Source organism: Nocardioides secundeburneus (assembly GCF_039939255.1).
In the GTDB taxonomy this organism is placed as follows: domain Bacteria; phylum Actinomycetota; class Actinomycetes; order Propionibacteriales; family Nocardioidaceae; genus Nocardioides.
In genome coordinates this window covers 88,556-102,567 of the sequence record NZ_JBDUUE010000007.1, presented here as the reverse complement: position 1 = coordinate 102,567, position 14,012 = coordinate 88,556, and the positions used below count along the sequence as shown (strand labels likewise).

Sequence of the window (14,012 nt, the reverse complement as noted above, 5' to 3'; positions counted from 1 at the left end):
CGTAGTGTTCTGGATGTCGGCAAACGAAGGCCCGGCCGGGAGACCGGATCGGGTGCGCGGAGCCGATCGACATCGGTAGGACCTGTTCGGCGGATCTGGGGGGATACGCCTTGAACGGGTCCTCCTGTCGTTTTCGCGACCCTCAGGGGATGAAGCCCTCCTCGCTGAGCCAGTCCTCGGCCACCTCGGCCGCCTCCTGGCCGTCGACGTCGATGCGGGCGTTGAGGTCGACCAGCACGTCGTCGGTGAGCTTCTCGGTGACCGGGGCCATCAGCTCCTCGATCTCCGGGTACTCCTCCTTCACCGACTCGCGCAGCACCAGCGAGACGTTGTAGTTCGGGAAGTACTTCTTGTCGTCCTCGAGGGGTGTCAGGTCGAGGGCCTTGATGCGACCGTCGGTGGTGAAGACCTCGCCGAAGACGCACTCCCCCTTGGCGGTGGCGTCGTAGATCGCGCCGGTGGCGTAGGTCTGCAGGTTGCCGCCGGGCACGTCGAGGTCGTACGTCTTCACCATGCCGGGCATGCCGTCGGCGCGGTTGCGGAACTCGCTCTCGATGCAGAAGGTGCGCTCGCCGACCGGCACCTTGTTGATCTCCGAGAGCTTCGTGATGCCGTACTTCTCGACCGAGGCCCGGGTGATGGCGAAGGCGTAGGTGTTGTTCATCGGGGCGGGCGGCAGCCAGGCGAGGTCGTTCTCCTCCAGGTCCAGCTCCTTGACGGCCTCGTACTGCTCCTCCTTGCCGGGGATCGGCTTCGGCTGCTGGAGGTACTGCAGCCACCCGGTGCCGGTGTACTCCCACATGGCGTCGATGTCGCCCTGCAGGTGCGCCTGGCGAGCCGCCGCGCTGCCCGGGATGTTGGTGAGGTCGGTGACCTCGGCACCGGCGGCCTGCAGGAGGATCAGCGTCATCTTGCCGAGCAGCACGTTCTCGTTGAAGTTCTTCGAGCCGACGGCGATCTCGGCACCGTCGAGGCCCTCGAGGTCCATGTCGGCGAGCGAGCCGGCGAGGTCGGCCTCGGGCACGTTGCCGCCGGCCGTGCGGAGGCCGCACCCGGTGATCGAGGCCGCCAGGAGGAGCGTCGCGCCCGCGGCCAGCACTGCGCGTGGCGTGCGCATCAGAGTCCCTTCGGTCGGGTGAGCTGCTCGAGCACGCGGCCGAGCCACTCGATGAGGAGGGCGAGCAGGGCGACGAGCACGGCGCCGGCCACCATCACGCGGAAGCGGTACAGGGTGATGCCGGAGTCGATGATCGCGCCGAGGCCGCCGCCGTTGATGAAGGTCGCGATCGTGGCCGTGCCGACGACCAGCACCAGTGCGGTGCGGACGCCGGACATGATGACCGGCAGCGCCAGCGGCAGCTCGACCCGCAGCAGGACGGCGCCTCCGGACATGCCCAGGCCACGACCGGCCTCGACCAGTGTGGGGTCGACGCCCTGCAGGCCGGTGATCGTGTTGCGCAGCACCGGCAGCACGCCATAGAGCACGAGGGCGAAGATCGCCGTCCAGAAGCCGAAGCCGCGCCACATGGCGAGCAGCACGAACATCCCGATGGCCGGGGCGGCCTGGCCGATGTTGGCGATGCCGACGACGAGCGGCGACAGGGCGCGCGCCCGGCCGCGGGTGAGCAGGATGCCGAGTGGCACGGCGATGGCGACGACGAGCGCCGAGGCGACCAGCGTGAGCTTCACGTGGGCCCAGATCTGCGACCAGGTCGTGGCCCACTTCAGCTGCTCGAGCTCGACGCCGTCGAGGTCGGCGGTCTGGCGCCACCACACGTAGCCGAGGAACGCGACTGCCACCAGGACCGGCGGCAGCACCAGCATCACGAGGGTGCTGCGATCCATCCGGCTCCGCGCACCGGCGGTCGGCGGGGGGCCCTCGGGCTCGAGGAGGGACTCCTCCTCGGCGCGGGCCTGGGTCGCGAGGTCAGCCACGCGCCTGCTCCTCGAGCAACCGGATGTGCTCGGTGACGGCCTCGAAGAACACCACACCGAGGTACTGGTCGCGATCGCCCGTGACGACGGCGCCGCCGTGGCTCGAGCTGAGCATCGTGTCGAGGGCGTCGTTGAGGGTGGCGCGGTGGTCGAGGTTGACGAGGTCCTCGGTGGGCTCGACGACCCGGTCGCCCTTGAGCTGACGCAGCCACGGCCAGCCGACGGGCCGACCGCGGTCGTCGAGCACGATGACCGACCGGTCGCCGTTCGACTCGGCGCGCTGCTTCACCTCGGCGACGGAGTCGCCGACCTTCGCCGTCGTCGGCTTGCGCAGCTCGACCTCGGCCACCCGGACGAGGCTGAGCTGCTTGAGCGAGGAACCCGCGCCGACGAAGTCCTCGACGAACTCGTCGGCCGGTGCGCCCAGGATCGCCTCCGGGGTGTCGTATTGGGCGACGTGCGCGCCCTCCTTGAGGATCAGGATCCGGTCGCCGAGCTTGATGGCCTCGTCGATGTCGTGGGTGACGCACACGATCGTCTTGCGCAGCTCACGCTGGATGCTGAGCATCTCGTCCTGCAGGCGTTGCCGGGTGATCGGGTCGACGGCGCCGAACGGCTCGTCCATGAGGATCACCGGCGGGTCGGCGGCCAGACCGCGGGCGACGCCGACGCGCTGCTGCTGGCCGCCGGAGAGCTCACGGGGGTAGCGGTCGCGGTACTTGCCCGGGTCGAGGCTGACCAGGTCGAGCAGGTCGTCGATGCGCTGGTCGATCCGGTCGGCGTCCCAGCCGAGCATCTTCGGCACGATGGCGATGTTCTTGGCGACCGTCATGTGCGGGAACAGGCTGCCGCCCTGGATGACGTAGCCGATCTTGCGGCGCAGCTCGTTCTCGCTCTGGCCCTTGATGTCCTGGCCGTCGATCTTGATCGTGCCGGACGTCGGCTCGATGAGCCGGTTGATCATCTTCAGCGAGGTGGTCTTGCCGCAGCCCGAGGGCCCGATGAACATGACGATCTCGCCGGCCGGGATGGTCAGCGACAGCGAGTTGACCGCCGGCACCTTCTGGCCGGGGTACTTCTTGACGACGTCGTCGAGGACGATCTCGGCGCCGCTGATCTCGGCCGGGGACTCGCCGGCGACCGGCTCGGTCGCCTTGTTGAGGTCGGTGGTCATGTCAGACACGGATTCCCTTCGAGATCGAGACGCGCCCCAGCAGCAGCAGGAGCCCGTCGGCGACCAGTGCGACGAGCACGATGCCCACCGTCCCGACCACGGCGTAGTTGACGGCGTTGGCACCGCCGATGCGGGCGAGGCCCTGGAAGATGTAGTCGCCGAGCCCGGGCCCCTTGACGTAGGCCGCGATGGCGGCGATGCCCATCGACATCTGCGTCGACGTGCGGATGCCGGCCAGGATCACCGGCCAGGCGAGCGGGATGCGCACCCGCCACAGCGAGGCCAGCTCGCTCATGCCCATGCCCCGCGACGACTCGAGCAGGGTCTCGTCGACGCCCTGGAGGCCGACCACGGCGTTGCGCAGGATCGGCAGCACGGCGTAGAAGGTCACCGCGACGAACCCGGTGACGACGCCGATCGACGTCAGCGGCAGCAGCAGCCCGATGAGCGCGAACGCCGGGAGCGTCAGGCCGATCGCGCTGATGATGTTCGCCGCTCCGGCGAGGGCCGGCACGCGCACGACCAGCACCGCCAGGAGGACCGCGACGACCGTGGCCAGCACCACCGCCTGGAACACGAGGCTGGCGTGCTGGTAGGTGTTGAACAGGATGTCGCTTCGACGTTCGTCGATGAAGTCCCACACGGGATAGGCCGGCCTCCTCGGGCACCACGGAGCCGCCCCACGACGACCAGGTCCTCGACCCCATCACGGCCCCGGTCGACCAGGCTCACCCTTCGGGGGGGGCGCAGTACCACCGGCCGCCTACCTGGACAGGAAGGCGAGGAGGTCCTGTCGGGTCAGCACGCCGACCGGCTTGCCGTCCTCGTGCACCAGGACGGCGTCGCCGGACTCCAGCAACGACACCGCCGCCGAGGCGTCCTCGGTCGAGCCGATGCTGGGCAGCGCGGCCGACATGTGGTCCTCGACCGGGTCGGTGAGCTTGGCGGTGCCGGCGAACAGGGCGTCGAGCAGGCTGCGGTCGGAGACCGAGCCGGCGACCTCGGCGGCCACGATGGGCGGCTCGGCCTTGACGACGGGCATCTGCGAGACGCCGTACTCCTGCAGGATCGCGATCGCCTCGGCGACGGTCTCGCTCGGGTGCGTGTGCACGAGGTCGGGCAGGCGGCCGGACTTGCCGCGCAGCACCTGGCCCACCGTGCGGGCCGCGGGCGGCGCACCGGTCGCGAAGCCGTACTGGCTGAGCCAGTCGTCGTTGAACACCTTCGTCAGGTAGCCACGTCCCGAGTCGGGCAGCAGGACGACGATGACCGCACCCTCGCCCTCGGGCGTGCCGGCGATCTCGCGGGCCAGCTGACGGGCCGCGAAGGCGGCCATGCCGGACGAGCCGCCGACCAGCAGCGCCTCCTCGCGGGCCAGGCGGCGGGTGAAGGCGAACGAGTCGGCGTCGCTCACCTCGATCACCCGGTCGGCGACCGAGCGGTCGTAGGTGTCGGGCCAGAAGTCCTCGCCGACGCCCTCGACGAGGTAGGGCCGACCGGTGCCGCCGGAGTAGACCGAGCCCGAGGGGTCGGCGCCGATGACCTTGACGTCGGGGTTCTGCTCCTTGAGGTAGCGACCGATGCCGCTGATGGTGCCGCCGGTGCCCATGCCGGTGACGAAGTGGGTGATCCGGCCCTCCGTCTGCCGCCAGATCTCGGGACCGGTCTCCTCGTAGTGCGAGCGCGGGTTGTGCGGGTTGGAGTACTGGTCGGGCTTCCACGCCCCCGGCTGCGAGGCGAGTCGGTCGGAGACGTTGTAGTAGGAGTCCGGGTGCTCGGGCGCGACCGCCGTCGGGCAGACGACGACCTCGGCGCCGTAGGCCTTGAGCACGTTGCGCTTGTCCTCGCTGACCTTGTCGGGGCAGACGAAGATGCACTTGTAGCCCTTCGACTGCGCCACCATCGCCAGCCCCACGCCGGTGTTGCCCGACGTCGGCTCGACGATGGTGCCGCCGGGCTGCAGCGCACCGGAGGCCTCGGCGGCCTCGATCATGCGGGTGGCGATGCGGTCCTTCACCGAGCCGCCGGGGTTGAGGTACTCCACCTTCGCGAGCACGAGCGGACCGTCGTCGGGCCGGCCCGGGTCACGGGCGAGGTCGAGGGTGCGCGAGAGCCGGAGCAGCGGGGTGTTGCCGATCAGGTCCAAGAGAGAGTTCACGTACTCCATACCCCGCAATCTAGAGCCCGCGGATCCACTTCGTAGGATCGGCGCATGGGGAAGGCCGCGGCAGCACGCAAGCTCGCGGCCGCCGCTGCCTTCGGGGGCGGTGGCCTGTCGCTGCTCGGGGCCGGCATCTACGGCGTCCTGACGGCCGAGGCCAAGCTCGCCCGCAAGACGATCGGCGACCCGCTGCCCGACCCGGTGCCCGACGCGACCGGCTGGTACGGCCGCTCACGGCCCGGACCCGCGGTGAAGATCGCGCTCCTCGGCGACTCCAGCGCGGCCGGCTACGGCGTCGACCGGGTGGAGGAGACGCCCGGCTCGCTGCTGGCCAGCGGCGCCTCCGAGCAGGGCGACCGCCGGGTCTACCTCCGCGCGTTCTGCGTGGTCGGCGCCGTCTCGGCTGACCTGCGCACCCAGATCGACCGCGCCCTGCTCATCGAGCCCGACGTCGCCGTCATCCTCATCGGCGGCAACGACGTCACCCACGTCGTCGCCCCGAACGAGTCGGTGCAGCACCTGTCCGAGGGGGTCCGCCGGCTGCGCGCCGCGGGGGTCGAGGTCGTCGTCGGCACCTGCCCCGACCTCGGCACCATCAAGCCCATCGCCCCACCGCTCAAGCAGGTCGCCCGCGCCTGGTCGCGGCGGCTCGCGGCCGCGCAGACCATCGCGGTGATCAAGGAGGGCGGCCGCACGGTCTCCCTCGGCTCGGTGCTCGGGCCCGAGTTCGCCGCCGCGCCCGCCATCCTGTTCGGCCCCGACCAGTTCCACCCGTCCGCCGTCGGCTACCGCGCCCTGGCGCGCATCCTGCTGCCCTCGGTGCTCGCCGCCGTCGGCCTCGCCCCCGACGACGAGGCCCGCCCCGAGACCCACCGCGGCGAGGGCGTCATGCCCGTCACGCGCGCCGCCATCGAGGCCGTCAACGAGCCGGGCACCGAGCTCGACGGCACCGAGGTCGGCGGAAGCCGCACCGGCGTCCGTGGGCTGTGGGTCGAGCTGCGCCACCGCCGCCGCCGTCCCCAGACCGCGGGCGAGCGGCCGGAGCCCGCCGAGGTCTCGGGCTAGTCCGAGACCCGCACGATCGGGGCCGGGGACGCCGAAGGCCCCCGGCGAACCGGGGGCCAACGGGACGAACAGGTCGAACGGGTCGATCAGTCCTGGTTGAAGAACGCCAGGATGCGGAGCAGGTTGGTGTAGATCCACACCAGGCTGACCGTCATCGCGAACGCGGCGCGCCACGACTCCGACTCGGGGAGGCCGTTGCGGATGCCCTGCTCGACGAAGTCGAAGTCGAGGATGAGCATGAACACACCGAGCACGAGGCCGGCGACTGCGGTCACCATGCCGAGGCCCGAGACGCCGAACAGGCCGATCTGGGCGCCGAAGAGGCCGAGGACGAGCTCCATCAGGCTGAGCCCGACCATGCCGAAGACGGCGGCGATGACGAACATCCGGAACTTCTGGCCGACCTGGATGTTGAAGAACTTGTAGGCGGCCAGCGTGCCGCCGAAGGCGGCGAAGGTGCCGATGACGGCACCCATGACGATGTTGCCCTCGTAGAAGCTGTTGAACAGCTTGCTCAGTGCGCCGAGCGCGACGCCCTCGAGCGCGGCGAAGACCATCACCAGCGCCGGGTTGACGACGCGCTTGAACGAGATGAACATCGACAGGGCGAAGGCGCCGAGGCTGCCGACGGCCAGGGCCGCGAACAGCGGGCCCATGTCGGCTCCGGCGGCACCCACGGTGATCTCGGGGGTGAGGATCCAGGTCGCCATGGCGACCACGATCACGATGCCGACGCTGACGGCCGTCTTCTGCACGACGGTGTCGATCGTCATGCGGCCGGTGCCCTGGGTCGGGCGCCGGTCGTCGTAGCCGAGCGGGCCACCGGGCTGGCCGGTACCCCACTGGGCGGGCTGGCCGTAGCCGGCGTAGGTCTGGGTCTGCGAGGCGCCGCCAGCCCGGTTGAACTCTTCCGAGCGACGGAACACCGGGTTGTTGCTCTGCATGGTCTCCTCCTTGGAGGCCTGGTGACCGTCTACCTGACGGCCCACCGTGAGAAGCCCATCCTAGTCGGCTCCTCGCTGTGATTAACGCGACCGCCCGGGTGAATAGTTCCCACTAGGGAGTCGTCTCAGCGAGTCTTCAGGCGCGGCGCCGCGCGCGCACCACGGTGTCGCTCACGACGTGGTTGACCCCCTCGTGCTCGTGGTCGCGAGTGAGCACCCGCGCCGAGACGACCTCCCACTCCCCCGGGTCGAGCACGCGCACGACGTCGTCGGGGGTGAACAGCAGGTGCGACAGCTCGCTGTTGCGCAGGCCGGTGTGCGCGTCGTCCGGGTGGTGGGCCAGGACGACGAGGTGCCCGCCGGGTGCGACGGAGGCGGCGAGGTGGCGGTAGACGGCCTCGAAGTCGTCGGGCGGCACGTGCACGTAGGCGGCGGTGACGAGGTCGACGCCGGTCGGGATCGGCTCCCGGGCGAAGACGTCGGCCCGCAGCCACTGCGTGCGGTCGGCGACGCCGGCCCCGGCCGCGTGGCCGGCCGCGCGCTCGAGCGCGACGCCGGACACGTCGACCCCGGTGACCTGCCAGCCGCGACCGGCCAGCCAGACGGCGTCCGCGCCCTCGCCGCAGCCGACGTCGACGGCCGTCCCGGGCTCGAGGCCGGCGACCTCCTCGACCAGGAACCGGTTCGGGTTGCCCGACCAGATGCGGTCGGAGGTCGCGTAGCGCTCGTCCCAGAACTCCTGGGTGAACATCGCGCGGAGGTCGTCGCCGTGGGCCTGTCGCCCGTGCTCGTGCTGGTGCTGGTCGTCGCTCATGGTGCCACCGTGCCACTTCAGGTGGACCTGAAGGCAACATGATGGGTGGAACCCGACGCGCTCCGCGACCGTCGAGGTGAGCATGACCACCTCGATGCCGTCCTCCCGGCGCCGCCATCTCGCCGCCGCCCTCGTCGCCGCGACCGTCGGCGCGACGCTCTCCGTCGCCACCTCGACGGCACCGGCGGTCGCCGCCGACGACCGCGTCCGCCCGGGCGACGGCGACGTCGTCGCCACCGCGACGACGTCCCGCCTGACCACCCGCACCGTGACGCCCGGCAGGACGAGCGCCCGTCAGGTCGGCGGCGTCCGCGTGTTCCCCGTGCCGTCGAGCTCGGCCGGGTTGAGACGGATCACCACCGCCCCCGACGGCACCATGTGGTTCGTCGAGGAGGACACCAACACGATCGGCCGCATCACACCGTCCGGGTCGATCACCGAGCTGACGCTGCCGGAGCAGACGACCTCGGGATCCCGGGTCAACGACCTCGACGTCGCTCCCGACGGTGACGTGTGGGTGGCCTGGGACTCCGGCTGGAAGCTCTCGCGCGTCGACGTGGCCACCCTGACGGCCTTCACGTGGGAGTTCACCTACCCCTACGCCGAGGAGGTCCGGGTGCAGGCCGACGGGGTCGCCTGGGCGACGATGAGCTACGACGAGGACGGCATCGTGCGGGTCCAGGGCAACCAGGCCTCCTGGCACCCCAACGCTCCCGAGTGCGACGACGCTCTCGGCGCCGGCACCGACGGCCGGGTGTGGTGCCGTCAGCTCGACCGGCTCGTGCGGGTCAACCCGCTCGGCGACGGCGGCGTGACCTACCCCTTGCCGTCGAACGCGACGTACCCGTACTCCATCGCACCCGGTGCCGGCGGCGACGTCTGGTTCGCACGCGACACCGGCGGGACGATGTTCACCTCACCGCGCGACGGCAACGTCGGCTGGATCTCGGCCGCCAGCGGCGCCGTCCGCACGATCGAGCTCGGCGACGCCGTCGCGCCTCGCAGCCTGCGCCGCGGGCCCGACGGCGCCATGTGGTTCACCTCGGTCGGGCGCACCCAGGCCATCGGCTGGGTGACGCCGTCGCGGACCGGCTCGGTGGTGAAGATCGGCAGCTACCGGCCGACGTCCCTCACCTTCTCGCGCGACGGGGCCGTGTGGTTCACCGACCGCTCCTCGAACGTGATCGTGCGGGTGCCGCGCACCGCGCTGCGCTACACCAACACGCCCCTGGGCGACGGCACGGCGCTCGTCGCGCCCCGTGCACCCCGGGCGGCAACGCTGAAGGTGCGCAGGGCCGGCGCCAAGCGGGTGTTCACGGGCACGGTCGGCTCCCCTGCCGCCGCCTGCCGTTCCGGCGTCGTCACCCTCTACCGGACCAAGCCCGGCCGGCCCGCGAAGGTCGGCACGGCTCGGGCCGTCAGGGGCTCGTGGAGGATCGCCCGACCGGCACGCAAGCTCAAGAAGGGCAGGTACTACGCATCCGTACGACCCACCCGCTCGGCGCTCTCCACGTGTGCCGGCGTGACGACGCCGAAGCGCCGGCTGTAGGCGCGGCAGCGCCGGAGGCACGACCCGGCGGGCGGTCCGTGGCCAGACCGCCCGCCAGCCGTTGATTCATCAGCCGCCGAAGGCGAACGTCGTGCCGTTGATCTCGATGCGGCGGACCAGGCTGGTCAGGTTGTCGCCGTCCTGGCACCCGTTGAGGATGTTGATGTTGGTGATCAGCTGGTCGCCGTGCTCGGCCAGGAACGACGACCACGGAGCCTCGGCGCCGGGGTTGCTGCCGGCGTCGTCGTTCAGCCGGACCGTGCCCGAGGTGACGATCCACTCGTGCATGGGGCCTTCGGCGAAGTCGCCGTCCGGCTGGGTGTTGGGCGAGAACGTCAGCCGGTCGAACTCGGCGGCGGAGGTGGGGTCGTCGAAGAAGACGCGCATGGTGGGAGAGCCGACACCGCCGGTGTCGTCGTCGGCCGTGTACCGCGCGTGGTACACGAGGCTCTTCAGGCTGGAGAGCGGTCGACCGTTGAGGCCGTCGTAGTCGAGGCGTCCGAAGTCGGTGCCCGGGTTGTCGCACCCGCCCCCGTCGGCGAAGGGGCCGAAGCGGATGCCGTCGGGCGTCATGGTCACGCCGGCGGCGTCCTCGGCACGAGCGGTCCAGGCGCCGTCGAGCGCCGTGACCTGCTGGATGACCGAGTCGCCGGCCGGTCCAGCGGGGCCGACCGGGCCCGCGGGTCCAGCCGGACCTCGTGCACCGGTCTGTCCCTTCAGCTTGGTGCGTGCCTGCTTGGTCAGGTCGTTGACCTGGAGGCTGCCGTCCTTGATGTCGTCGCTCTTGATGGTGCCGTTCTTGATGTCGACGCTGCGGATCGTCTCGTTCACGATGTCGGCGGACCGGATGGTCGCGGCGGCGTAGCTCACGCTCGCGCCGAGGACGGCCACCACGGCGCCCCCGGCGATGGCCGCGGCGAGGCGGCTCTCGATGATCTTCACGGTGATCTCCCAACCTAGATTCCCGTCCCCATGACGAGATGCCGTGACGCTAGGCGTGACGGCCGTCATGAACAGGCGACCAGGGCAAGATGACCCGAACGGGCCGGTCCGCATGGCCCGAACGAGCCAGACGCCTCCTGGGGTGGGTCGCTCGGGCGTCTTCCCGGACAGGGTGCCCCCGGTGGGGTTCGAACCCACACTGGGCGGTTTTTAAGACCGCTTCCTCTGCCGGTTGGGATACAGGGGCGTCACAGATAGGTCTGGCGAGCGTAGACCGCGTGGGCGTCGGCGACGCGGTCGAGGAACAACAGTCCCGCGCAGTGGTCCATCTCGTGCTGCAGGGCGCGGGCCTCGAAGGCGTTGGTCACCAGCTCGACGTGCTCGCCGGTGCCGGGCAGCTGGCCGGTGACCACCAGCCGCGACGCGCGCTTCACGTCGCCGGTGAGGTCGGGCACGCTCATGCAGCCCTCCCGTGCCTTCTCGTTGCGCGACGACGACACGACTTCGGCGTTGCAGAGCACGAACGTGCCGTGGTGGTCGCGGGTCTTGGGATGGGCCGAGACGTCGACGGCGAAGACCGTCGAGCCGACGCCGACCTGCGGCGCGGCGAGGCCCACGCAGCCCGGGCTGACGCGCATGGTGGCGACGAGGTCGGCGGCCAGCTGGACGACGTCCGCGGCCGTGGGGTCGACGGCCCCGCCGGGCGTCGAGAGCACCGGCGCCGGAGCGCGGACGACGTCGAGCACGCGACCGGGGACGCCCAGCTCGGCCTCGGTCCAGGCGGCGGTGCGGTTGTCGAGCAGGGTGCTCACAGCTCGTCGGTTTCCACCGGACGCAGTGTCGCACCGACCCCGAGGGTGGTGGCGACCTGCTTGATGGCGCCCTCGAGCGCGGCCTCGTCGACCGAGACGGGCAGGTCGATCTCGGCGACGAGCAGGTAGAGGTCGCCGGCCAGACGCGTGGTGAGGTCGGTGATGTTGCCGCCGACCCGCGCCACCTCGGCCACGACGGCCGAGACGATGCCGGGCCGGTCGCCGCCGTGCACGGTGAGCACCCACGGCACTCCGGCGACGGCCGGGCCGTCGCCGTCGACCGGCACCTCGCGCACCGCGACCGACAGGGTGCCGTCGGCGGTGAGCGGCTGCAGCGCGGCGGTGATCTCGGCGTCGGTGGCCTCGCCCGCCCCGACGAGCATCATCGCGAAGTGGCCGCGCAGCAGCGTCATGGTGGAGTCCTCGAGGTTGAGGCCCAGCCCGGCGAGCTTGTCGGTCGTCTCGGCGATGATGCCGGGCCGGTCGTGGCCGAGGACGGTGATGGCGTGCAGTGTCACGGCTCGATCATCCCAGCCGCGCGCCCGAGCACCGCATCCAGCATCGGCTCGGTGAGCCGGCCGGTGAAGGTGTTCTGCTGGCTGGGGTGGTAGCTGCCGAGCAGGACGACGTCGCCGTGCGGCGCGGCCAGCACCGCCTCGGCGCCGTGGCCGAAGCGGGGCTTGGGCCGCGGCACCTCCCACCCGGCCCGCCGGACGCCGCCCAGGGCGGCGTCCCAGGCGATGGAGCCGAGGGCCACCACGACCCGCACCGACGGAGCGAGGAGCGCGAGCTCGCGGTCGAGCCAGTGCGAGCAGCGCTGCTTCTCCTCGGTGGTCGGCTTGTTGTCGGGCGGGGCGCAGTGCACCGGGGCGACGATCCGGGTCGCCCGCAGCGCGAGCCCGTCGCCGCGGTGGGTCGCGGTCGGCTGGTTCGCCAGCCCGACGCGGTGCATCGAGGCGTAGAGCCAGTCGCCCGACCGGTCGCCGGTGAACATCCGGCCGGTGCGGTTGGCGCCGTGGGCCGCGGGCGCGAGCCCGACGACGAGCACCTGCGGCTCTGCGACGCCGAAGCTCGGCACCGGTCGGCCCCAGTACTCCTCGTCGGCGTAGGCAGCGCGTTTGTCGCGCGCGACCTGCTCACGCCAGCGCACCAGGCGCGGGCAGCGTCGGCAGTGCGTGACCTGCTCGTCGAGCGCGGCCAGCCGGTCGCCTAGCGGAGCGACCATGCGATGCCGTCGAGGATGTCGGACTCCGAGACCACCAGCGACGAGGCGCCGCTGCGGGTCAGCACGCGGTCGAGGATCAGCGCGCCGGCGTCGATGACGTCGGCCCGGCCGGGGTGCAGCCACGGCTGGCGCAGGCGCTCGGCCCGGGGCATCGCGACGATGCGCTCGACGAGGGCGTGCACGTCGTCGGCGGCGAGCACGGCCTGGTCGATGGCGTCGCGGTCGTAGTCGTCGAGGCCGAGGACGCCGGCCGCGATCGTGGTCACCGTGCCGGCCACGCCGACCACCGTGGCCGCCCGGGCCGGGTCGACGGGGCACGCGTCGAGGGCGGTGTCGACGTCGGCCAGGATCGCGGCGACCTCGTCCGGTGCGGGCGGGTCGGCCCGCACGTGCCGCTCGTGGAGGCGCACGGAGCCGATGTCCATGGAGTGGGCCGCGGTCGGGGCGCCGTCGCCCAGCACCAGCTCGGTCGAGCCACCCCCGACGTCGACGACGAGCACCGGGGTCGTCGGGGCCGACGCCAGGTGGCGGACGGCGCCGTCGAAGGCGAGCGCGGCCTCCTCGGTGCCGCTGACCACCTCGGGCTCGACACCGAGCCGCTCGAGCACCCCGGCGCGGAAGGTGTCGGCGTTGACGGCGTCGCGGCTGGCCGACGTCGCGCAGAACCGCAGCCGGGTCGCGCCGTGCTCGCGCACCAGGACGGCGTACTCGTCGATCGCCGCGAACGTGCGGGCCAACGCCTCGTCGGAGAGCCGGCCGGTGCGGTCGACGCCCTCGCCGAGCCGGACCATGCGCATCTCGCGGACGAGGTCGCCGTCGGGCCCGGTGACGAGCAGCTTGACGGTGTTGGTGCCGCAGTCGAACGCGGCGACGGTCTCAGCCATCGGCCGCGTCGTCGTCGAGGCTGACGCACGGCCCGGAGGCCCACCACTCCCCCAGCCGCTCGAGCACCTCGTCGCCGAGCGGGTTGACCCCGGGCCCGGCCGCGAGGGCATGGCCGGCCAGCACGTGCAGGCACTTGACGCGGTCGGGCATGCCGCCGGCGGAGACGCCGTCGATCTCGGGCACGTCGCCGAGCGTGGCCCGGAACTCCAGGTAGGACTCGTGCGCGGCGCGGTAGCCGGCGGCGAGCTCGGCGTCGTCGCCGAGGCGGGCCTGCATCTCCTTCATGACGCCTCCGCCCTCGAGCGTGCCGATCATCGAGGCCGCCCGCGGGCAGGTGAGGTAGAAGGTCGTGGGGAACGGGTCGCCGTTGGGCAGCCGCGGCTCGGTGGTGACGACGTCGGGGTTGCCGCACGGGCACCGGTGGCCGACGCCGTGGATGGCGCGCGGCGGACGGCCGAGCTGCGCGTGGATCCGGGCCTCGTCGGTGGGGTCGATCACCGACCCAT

Annotated in this window: 15 protein-coding genes and 1 tRNA gene; 2 read left to right on the top strand and 14 right to left on the bottom strand. The window is 71.8% G+C overall.

Annotation, left to right across the window (positions count from 1 at the left end):
* Positions 1–142: 142 nt before the first annotated feature.
* The 5 genes from ABFT23_RS19270 to ABFT23_RS19250 form a co-directional block, all read right to left on the bottom strand.
* Positions 143–1,117: a glycine betaine ABC transporter substrate-binding protein gene (locus tag ABFT23_RS19270; RefSeq protein ID WP_347898146.1), complete on the bottom strand. Its 975-nt coding sequence runs from the start codon at positions 1,115–1,117 to the stop codon at positions 143–145.
* Complete coding sequence (locus tag ABFT23_RS19265) at positions 1,117–1,935, bottom strand: ABC transporter permease (protein ID WP_347898144.1); 819 nt, start codon at positions 1,933–1,935, stop codon at positions 1,117–1,119. Before ABFT23_RS19265 ends, ABFT23_RS19270 begins: the two co-directional genes overlap by 1 nt.
* The gene (locus tag ABFT23_RS19260; RefSeq protein ID WP_347898640.1) at positions 1,928–3,109 is read right to left on the bottom strand and encodes an ABC transporter ATP-binding protein; all 1,182 of its coding nucleotides are present in this window, start codon (positions 3,107–3,109) and stop codon (positions 1,928–1,930) included. Before ABFT23_RS19260 ends, ABFT23_RS19265 begins: the two co-directional genes overlap by 8 nt.
* 1 nt (position 3,110) lies before the next feature.
* Positions 3,111–3,752: an ABC transporter permease gene (locus ABFT23_RS19255; protein ID WP_347898142.1), complete on the bottom strand. Its 642-nt coding sequence runs from the start codon at positions 3,750–3,752 to the stop codon at positions 3,111–3,113.
* 120 nt (positions 3,753–3,872) lie between these two features.
* A complete protein-coding gene (locus ABFT23_RS19250) occupies positions 3,873–5,276 on the bottom strand; it encodes a cystathionine beta-synthase (RefSeq protein WP_347898139.1) in 1,404 nt (467 codons plus the stop codon).
* 45 nt (positions 5,277–5,321) lie between these two features.
* On the opposite strand from ABFT23_RS19250, the gene ABFT23_RS19245 reads away from it, so the two are divergent.
* Entirely contained in the window at positions 5,322–6,335 is a 1,014-nt protein-coding gene (locus ABFT23_RS19245; protein ID WP_347898136.1) for an SGNH/GDSL hydrolase family protein, read from the top strand.
* Between the two features lie 86 nt (positions 6,336–6,421).
* On the opposite strand, the gene ABFT23_RS19240 is transcribed toward ABFT23_RS19245, so the two are convergent.
* Together ABFT23_RS19240 and ABFT23_RS19235 are read right to left on the bottom strand one after the other, a co-directional pair.
* On the bottom strand, positions 6,422–7,279 hold the full coding sequence (locus ABFT23_RS19240; protein WP_347898134.1) for a Bax inhibitor-1/YccA family protein: 858 nt from the start codon (positions 7,277–7,279) through the stop codon (positions 6,422–6,424).
* A gap of 136 nt (positions 7,280–7,415) precedes the next feature.
* On the bottom strand, positions 7,416–8,093 hold the full coding sequence (locus ABFT23_RS19235; protein WP_347898132.1) for a class I SAM-dependent methyltransferase: 678 nt from the start codon (positions 8,091–8,093) through the stop codon (positions 7,416–7,418).
* A gap of 82 nt (positions 8,094–8,175) precedes the next feature.
* Between ABFT23_RS19235 and ABFT23_RS19230 the strand changes: the two genes are divergently transcribed.
* Positions 8,176–9,642, top strand: coding sequence for a Vgb family protein (locus tag ABFT23_RS19230; RefSeq protein WP_347898130.1), 1,467 nt, complete (start codon positions 8,176–8,178; stop codon positions 9,640–9,642).
* 69 nt (positions 9,643–9,711) lie between these two features.
* On the opposite strand, the gene ABFT23_RS19225 is transcribed toward ABFT23_RS19230, so the two are convergent.
* The 7 genes from ABFT23_RS19225 to ABFT23_RS19195 all read right to left on the bottom strand — a co-directional run bounded on the left by ABFT23_RS19225 (position 9,712) and on the right by ABFT23_RS19195 (position 14,004).
* Positions 9,712–10,584, bottom strand: a complete 873-nt coding sequence (locus ABFT23_RS19225; protein WP_347898128.1) for a hypothetical protein — start codon at positions 10,582–10,584, stop codon at positions 9,712–9,714.
* Positions 10,585–10,757: 173 nt separating this feature from the next.
* Positions 10,758–10,831, bottom strand: a tRNA-Leu gene (locus ABFT23_RS19220).
* A 1-nt stretch (position 10,832) separates the two neighbouring features.
* Entirely contained in the window at positions 10,833–11,396 is a 564-nt protein-coding gene (locus tag ABFT23_RS19215; protein WP_347898126.1) for a peptide deformylase, read from the bottom strand.
* Complete coding sequence (locus ABFT23_RS19210; RefSeq protein WP_347898124.1) at positions 11,393–11,914, bottom strand: glycine cleavage system protein R; 522 nt, start codon at positions 11,912–11,914, stop codon at positions 11,393–11,395. Before ABFT23_RS19210 ends, ABFT23_RS19215 begins: the two co-directional genes overlap by 4 nt.
* Complete coding sequence (locus ABFT23_RS19205; RefSeq protein WP_347898122.1) at positions 11,911–12,621, bottom strand: uracil-DNA glycosylase; 711 nt, start codon at positions 12,619–12,621, stop codon at positions 11,911–11,913. Before ABFT23_RS19205 ends, ABFT23_RS19210 begins: the two co-directional genes overlap by 4 nt.
* Positions 12,606–13,505, bottom strand: a complete 900-nt coding sequence (locus tag ABFT23_RS19200) for a Ppx/GppA phosphatase family protein (protein WP_347898120.1) — start codon at positions 13,503–13,505, stop codon at positions 12,606–12,608. Before ABFT23_RS19200 ends, ABFT23_RS19205 begins: the two co-directional genes overlap by 16 nt.
* Positions 13,498–14,004, bottom strand: a complete 507-nt coding sequence (locus ABFT23_RS19195) for a DUF501 domain-containing protein (RefSeq protein WP_347898118.1) — start codon at positions 14,002–14,004, stop codon at positions 13,498–13,500. Before ABFT23_RS19195 ends, ABFT23_RS19200 begins: the two co-directional genes overlap by 8 nt.
* Positions 14,005–14,012: the final 8 nt, after the last annotated feature.

Bases quoted from the DNA above. Each gene is read 5' to 3' on its own strand.
- ABFT23_RS19270 (WP_347898146.1), bottom strand. From the start codon at position 1,117: ATGCGCACGCCACGCGCAGTGCTGGCCGCGGGCGCGACGCTCCTCCTG.
- ABFT23_RS19260 (WP_347898640.1), bottom strand. From the start codon at position 3,109: ATGACCACCGACCTCAACAAGGCGACCGAGCCGGTCGCCGGCGAGTCC.
- ABFT23_RS19250 (WP_347898139.1), bottom strand. From the start codon at position 5,276: ATGGAGTACGTGAACTCTCTCTTGGACCTGATCGGCAACACCCCGCTG.
- ABFT23_RS19245 (WP_347898136.1), top strand. From the start codon at position 5,322: ATGGGGAAGGCCGCGGCAGCACGCAAGCTCGCGGCCGCCGCTGCCTTC.
- ABFT23_RS19240 (WP_347898134.1), bottom strand. From the start codon at position 7,279: ATGCAGAGCAACAACCCGGTGTTCCGTCGCTCGGAAGAGTTCAACCGG.
- ABFT23_RS19235 (WP_347898132.1), bottom strand. From the start codon at position 8,093: ATGAGCGACGACCAGCACCAGCACGAGCACGGGCGACAGGCCCACGGC.
- ABFT23_RS19230 (WP_347898130.1), top strand. From the start codon at position 8,176: ATGACCACCTCGATGCCGTCCTCCCGGCGCCGCCATCTCGCCGCCGCC.
- ABFT23_RS19205 (WP_347898122.1), bottom strand. From the start codon at position 12,621: ATGGTCGCTCCGCTAGGCGACCGGCTGGCCGCGCTCGACGAGCAGGTC.
- ABFT23_RS19200 (WP_347898120.1), bottom strand. From the start codon at position 13,505: ATGGCTGAGACCGTCGCCGCGTTCGACTGCGGCACCAACACCGTCAAG.